The following is a 6,033-nucleotide window of genomic DNA, read 5'->3' as shown; positions in this document are numbered from 1 at the left end:
TTAAAAAAGAATAACAGGTTGATATTATTGCATTTTAAAAATTATACCAAGATAATTTGGAATTTATTGAAAGCACGGTAATATTCAGTAATATCAATTTATTAGAAAAAACTTGATAGTCGAGTATCAATTGTTTTAACTCATCTTCATTGTGGAAAGCCGGATCAATACCAATCTGCCTGATGCTGTTTTTCGCGCATATATCGGCGATGCTCAACAGGCTGGCGCCCTGCCAGACGCCTATTTCCACCATAAGACCGTCATACAGATCCGCTGCGGTATTCCTGTACCATTGGATATCCGGTTCGGAAAACCAGCCGTAAATTTTTTTTCCATTGTACCGGTTGTTCACCGGCGCACGGAATGTTGAATAATCATACGCTATGTCTGTATTATCTATTTCAGTGTTTTTTATCTTAGCATCTTTGGTCATCTGTTTTCTCCTTACATAGTTGGACGGGAACTTTCAACAGGGAGTGATTTCATCCAGGTCAAAGTACCCATTGTATTGTTTCATGTATACGGCGGCCCGGTGTCCGAACAGGACAACAGCCTGGCTGTTGGTTTCCAATACCTCATCCTTGATGATGGCGGATCTTACCCTGGTGCCCACCGGGTGGTCCTGGTTCCATTGCCGCACCTTTTCATCAGCGGTTAACAAAGGCGCGGTCCGGTTGGTTGTGGCGGTTTGGGCCGGGGGCGTCTCCTTGCGGATTTTGTCCACCATCTGGGTGAGCACCCTGCCATGGCCGATCTCTTCAAATGCCATCTCCCCCAGACCCATTAAATACTGGATGCTTTCCGACCATTTTACGCAGCCTGTGAGCTGATTTGATAAATTGGCCGCGATATCACTGTCCTGGTAGGGCCTGGCCGTGAAGTTGGCGATAACGGGGATGCGGCATCCTGAAAAATTTACCTTGGCCAATGCCCCATCGAATTCCTCTTTTGCCGGCTGCATGTGCCTGGAATGGAACGCACCGCTGGTATTCAACCGGTGAAAGCGGACCTTGCCGTAATTAAAAAGGCTTTGCGCTCTTTGGATCTCATCCTCGGGACCTGATATCACGATTTGGGATGGGGTATTGAAATTGGCCAGGTCTATCTGGGTGAATCCGTTTTCCGTTAATATGGTTTCGATATCTTCCTTGCCGGCATTCAGGATGGCGGCCATGCCGCCCCCGGAGGCCCGGCCCATGCACTCCCCGCGTTTGCGGACCAGTGTCAGGCCGGTCTCGAAATCAAAGCATTCCGCCGCCAGCAGGGCATTGAATTCACCCAGGCTGTGACCCGCCACATAGTCGGGTTTTTGGCCGGATTCGTCGATTTTTTTAAAATAGGACAGGGCATTGACCACATATAAGGCCGGTTGGGTGAATTGGGTTTGGTTCAATTCCCTTTGGGGATCTTCCAGGCACAGTTCCCTGATCGAATAACCCAGGATCTCGTCGGCCTTCCGGACCCATTCCCGGTATTCGTCGAACAGGGAGCCGCCCATTCCCCGGGCTTGGGAGCCCTGCCCCGGAAAAAGAAAAGTCTTCATCTGTATCTCCTCATCATTCCATTTTTTGATCATCATTTTGATCATTTTCGTTCAAAGGTTTTGCCGGACTTACCAGCCGCGGGGTGTTCTGTTGGATGTTTTGGGGGGCAGGCTGGGCCTGGGCGGATTCCGGCGGCTCTTCTTTTCTTGTGTAGAACAAGTCGGATGCGCCCAGGAATCCGAATCCGCTGTTGATTAACAGGGAGGTCATGATCTTGAAATTTAATATAAAGGCACCGGCAAAGTTCAGCATCCCGGGAATCAGGCACAGGGCCAGGCTTCTTCTCAGATTAATATCCAGCCGTTTGGACAGCTCAACAGTATCTACCAGGTGATTGAGGGTGCCATCCATAAAAACGATGTCCGCCATGTCCTGGGCAATGGCGTTGGCCCCTGAAACGGATATGGACACATTGGCTTTTTTCAGGGCAATACTGTCGTTGATCCCGTCACCGATAAAACAGACCGTTCGTCCTTCGGCCTGGAGGTCTTTCACGATTTGGGCCTTGTCTTCAGGAAGGATATTGTAATAGCAGGTATCCATACCCAGTTCGTCGGCCAGTTTCCGGGTGGGGGATTGATGGTCCCCGGAAACGATACCCAGTTGATTGACGCCCAGGGCCCGTAACCGGGAAATCATCTCCCGGGTTCCCGGCCGGATTTGGGGCTGCAGCTCAATAAAGCCGCCGACATAGCGGTCCACGCCTACCAAAACAAAAATATTGCCGGAAACAAGGGCGGTTTCCTGTTGTCTGAGAACCACCTTGGGAACCTTGATCCCTTCCTGTTCAAGGTAGCGGTCCGAGCCCACCCGTATCCGTTTGCCTTCCAGTTGGACCGAGATCCCATACCCCATGTGATACTGGGAATCCTCGATATCCGGGAGGCAAATTCCCCTTTGCCTGGCTTTTTCCAGGATGGCCCTGGCAATGGGGTGAGTCTGCTTGCACTCCGCTGCCGCGGCATAGGCCAGGATTTTGTCTTCCGTGTGTCTGCCCCGGGGGGTCACGCTTTTGACCTCGGGCTGCCCCGTGGTAAGGGTGCCGGTTTTATCAAAGAGCATGGTATCAATGAGGCACAATTGTTCCAATGCCCGCCCGTCCTTGACCAGGATACCGTCCATGGATGCCTCGCTGATGTGCCTTAACGTGGTCAGGGGGGCATATAGCTTGATGCGGACACCGATGTGGCTGTTGATAAACACCGCCGTTGACGCCGGACCAATAAAGGGCAGGGCCGCCAGGGAGGAAACCAGCATGGGGAAGGTCATCTGCTCGGCCCATTTTTCTCCCATGAGCTGGACACCTGATTTATGGCTGACGGACTTGAGCAGGGTATCGGCGATCTGGGCCGAGGTGGTTTCATCGCCGGATGTATTGACCTGGATCACTATCTTTCCGGCCATGACAATGGTATTGGCGAAAACACAATCCCCTTGTTTTTTTTCCGCCGGTTGAGCCTCACCGGTCAGGGCCTGCTGGTCAATTTGGGCGGCGCCTTCCCGGATGATCCCGTCAACGGGAATTACGCCGCCGCTGTTGACGATGAGAAGATCATCCGCTTTGACCTCTTCCAGGGGGATTTCGATTTCCACTTCACCGTACCGCACCCAGACGGTTTTAGGCAGCTCCTTGAACAGGTGCCGGACGATTTGGGCGGAGTCGTTTTTTGCCTTTTTCACAATGAATTTTCCCGTGTGAATCAGGTAAAGGCCAAAAGCAGCGGTAAAATAATTTCGGGTGCAAAATGTCAGGGCATCGGCGGTGAAAAACAGCACGTCCACATTGACCTTTCTGTCACGCAGCAGAGATTTTTCAACGTTTTTCATATAGGGAACGACACTGTAAAGATAGGTGGCCACCCCCAGGAACAGGCCGCCGGGAATGAAACGCCTGGCGGCAAACAGTCCCATGGCTGCGGCGCTGGTCTTCACATAGCGGAGTTGACATTTTTCATCGGTCTGGTCGGCCACGGCGCCTCTCAGGGGTTCTGCGGTTGTCCCTTTTTCAGCGTCGTCTTCCTCAATGCGTTGGGGCGGAGGCAGCTCCTCGGTCAGGACCTCGCATATTTTGGTGCCGATATATGTGAGGGCCAACAGTTCCAGTCCGAAAAACATAGTGTATTCTCCCGTTTATTTTACCGGCTTGTCCAGGCTGGCTGTATTGTCGGTGCACCATTGATCGTTTTCCATGGGCAGTATGCCCCAGGCGCTTCCTTTATCTAAGTTAAGATCGTTTAACCGGACAGAGTAAAGATTATGGTTCAAACGGGTGGAATAGTACAGAATTTTATCACTATGGTCCCGGACGACCTGCCATAAGGTCGGGTTATAGGTGGTTCGGGGTTCCTCAGGTTTTCCATCCGGGTTGTAAAGGGTCAAAACCTCTTGTTCGCACACGGCGATTCTGCCCAGGATCTGTAATGCGTATTGAACCCCTGTCCGGTTGTCGTAGGTCCGGGGAACGAATTCTTTCAGGACAGCGGTCCGGACGAAGCGGGAGGGCGATGTACTGTCTCCGGGCAGGCCAAAGGTGCCGTCGGATAACACTTCGAATTGAAACCCGTTTCCCTGCTGGATATGATACACCCCTGATTCGTCTTCGCTGAGTTGGATATAGCGGTCGCGGTTGTTGTCCTTGTTTGTCATGGACTTGTAATGATAGTAATACTGGGTGGCATGCATGTCAAAGGTGGGGCCGTTGGTCAAAACGCCAATGGTATTATTGTAATATACTTTATTTCCCCTGGTGAACTCCAGGACCAGGCTGTCGCCGTTGGCGTCATGGACGCAAAGATGGTTGGCCAGAAGATTTTCCCATATCTCCGGGGCCCATACCGTGAGTTTGTCCAGCTTCTCCCGGACTTGCGCCACCGTGGCGCAGGTCCCCAGGACATATCCGGCGATATGAGCGATCTCAAGGCATTCGGCCTCTTCACCCGGTTCTTCGTATTCCGAGTAGGCAAGCCAGAGTACGGCGGCGGAAAGCCCGGCCGTGTTCAGTCCGTCGTTATACGTCAGTTTTGTGGGGTCTGCGTCCATATCCTTTTCAAAGGTCGTGGCGGCGGGGTGGAGCCAGGTCCCTACAAAGCCGTACGTGTTGACCCATTTGTGGCCTGTGGCCAGGGAATGTTTGTGGGTGGGGGCAAGGGATTCAAAGTTCATTCCGGCCGGGACTTTGACCAGGTCGGTGACGTTTGGCGATGCGGCGCAATTCCCGTAATCCATGGTCCTGGCGGAAATTTTTGCCTGGGTCGCATCTTCTAACGGCAGAATAAAGTCGGTACACATTGGGTTCTCCTTATGGTGTCAAGGTTGGTTGGGGACCAGCTTTTTTGTGACATAGTCCGTGATTATTTTGACATGGGGTTCTGACAGGATAGACCGGTGGCCGGCCCGGATCTTCACTTCCTCAAAATTATTTTTGAACAGGGCCCAGCTGTCTATCGCTGATATTGCAGCAGGTGCCGGGGCGGATAATGCAAGGTCTTTTGAATCCACTTTTGAATCGATTTTTGAATATAGGTTTAAATCCATGGATTCCTCCATGAACAGGCTCATAGCCTGGCTGTCCGGATTATTTTCCGTGGCTGAAAAAAAAACCATTGGGGGGGCATTAAAATCCAGGTCAAGGGGATCACGGTCAATTATTTCACAGTCGTCAAAGGTGTCCAGGTATTGCAGCAATGCGCGGGCAGGTATCCTGTTTCCCGGTTCCTGTTTTGTGGTCTCCTCTTTTTGGGGCATGGGTACCGATGCTTTCAGATAGGCGAGCATCTCTTGGTTGTCCATGCCCTTCATGCGCAAAAGGTGGGTGTTGATCTCTCCGGGCGGCAGTTCCAGGCCATGCCTTTTGCCCAGGAAGGAAAACAGGTAATTGCCTTTGAAAAAATGGGCCGTGGCCAGGTAAAACCTCTTTTCGTCCGGGGTGAATGTATTGAAATTGAAATAATATGAATCAATCAATGCAGCCAGCGACACCTGTTCGCCTTGGGCTGTCAGTCGTTTCACCAGTTCCACCACCACCTTGCCGCCCCAGGAATATCCCATGAAATGGTAAGGACCCTGGGGTTGAATGGATTTTATCCGTTCCAGGTAGCCCGCAGCCATCTGGTCCAGGCAGGTGTAAAGAAATCTGTCCCCGCCGTTGTCAAAGGGAAGCAAGGTATGGAGCTGTACGGTTCGGGGCAGATTATTTTCAAGATGAACCGCATCAAACACACTCTGGTCCAGGCCAGGCACGAAAAATATCCGGATTTTACCGGCATCTGGCTGGGGCTCCCGGACCGCCCGGGCCAGGTCCGCCACCCGGCTGTTGACAAAGAGCATGCGGGGGCTTACCCGGATGTCGTGTTCCTTTAATCGGGCAAGGGCCTTGATGCCCAGGAGGGAATCACCGCCGGAATCAAAGAAATCCTCATTTCTGCCGGCCCGTTCCAGTCCCAGGGTTTCGGCCCAGACCCGGGCAATGATTTTTTCTGTTTCCGTGACC

Annotated in this window: 5 protein-coding genes; all 5 read right to left on the bottom strand. The window is 52.1% G+C overall.

Features of this window, described 5'->3' with window-relative positions; all coding sequences use genetic code 11:
• Positions 1 to 34: 34 nt before the first annotated feature.
• Complete coding sequence (locus AB7U36_RS16655) at positions 35 to 433, bottom strand: hypothetical protein (protein WP_428160823.1); 399 nt, start codon at positions 431 to 433, stop codon at positions 35 to 37.
• A gap of 33 nt (positions 434 to 466) precedes the next feature.
• Positions 467 to 1,543, bottom strand: a complete 1,077-nt coding sequence (gene fabD / locus AB7U36_RS16650; RefSeq protein WP_428160822.1) for an ACP S-malonyltransferase — start codon at positions 1,541 to 1,543, stop codon at positions 467 to 469.
• Positions 1,544 to 1,556: 13 nt separating this feature from the next.
• Positions 1,557 to 3,659: a heavy metal translocating P-type ATPase gene (locus tag AB7U36_RS16645; protein ID WP_428160821.1), complete on the bottom strand. Its 2,103-nt coding sequence runs from the start codon at positions 3,657 to 3,659 to the stop codon at positions 1,557 to 1,559.
• Positions 3,660 to 3,674: 15 nt separating this feature from the next.
• Positions 3,675 to 4,832 carry a linear amide C-N hydrolase gene (locus tag AB7U36_RS16640; RefSeq protein WP_428160820.1) on the bottom strand — a complete coding sequence of 386 codons (1,158 nt, stop codon included), beginning with the start codon at positions 4,830 to 4,832 and terminating at the stop codon, positions 3,675 to 3,677.
• 18 nt (positions 4,833 to 4,850) lie between these two features.
• The coding region (locus AB7U36_RS16635; RefSeq protein WP_428160819.1) for a thioesterase domain-containing protein at positions 4,851 to 6,033 on the bottom strand (1,183 nt) is incomplete at its 5' end.

Source organism: Desulfobacter sp., from assembly GCF_050177295.1.
This window is presented reverse-complemented; position numbering and strand designations above follow the sequence as displayed.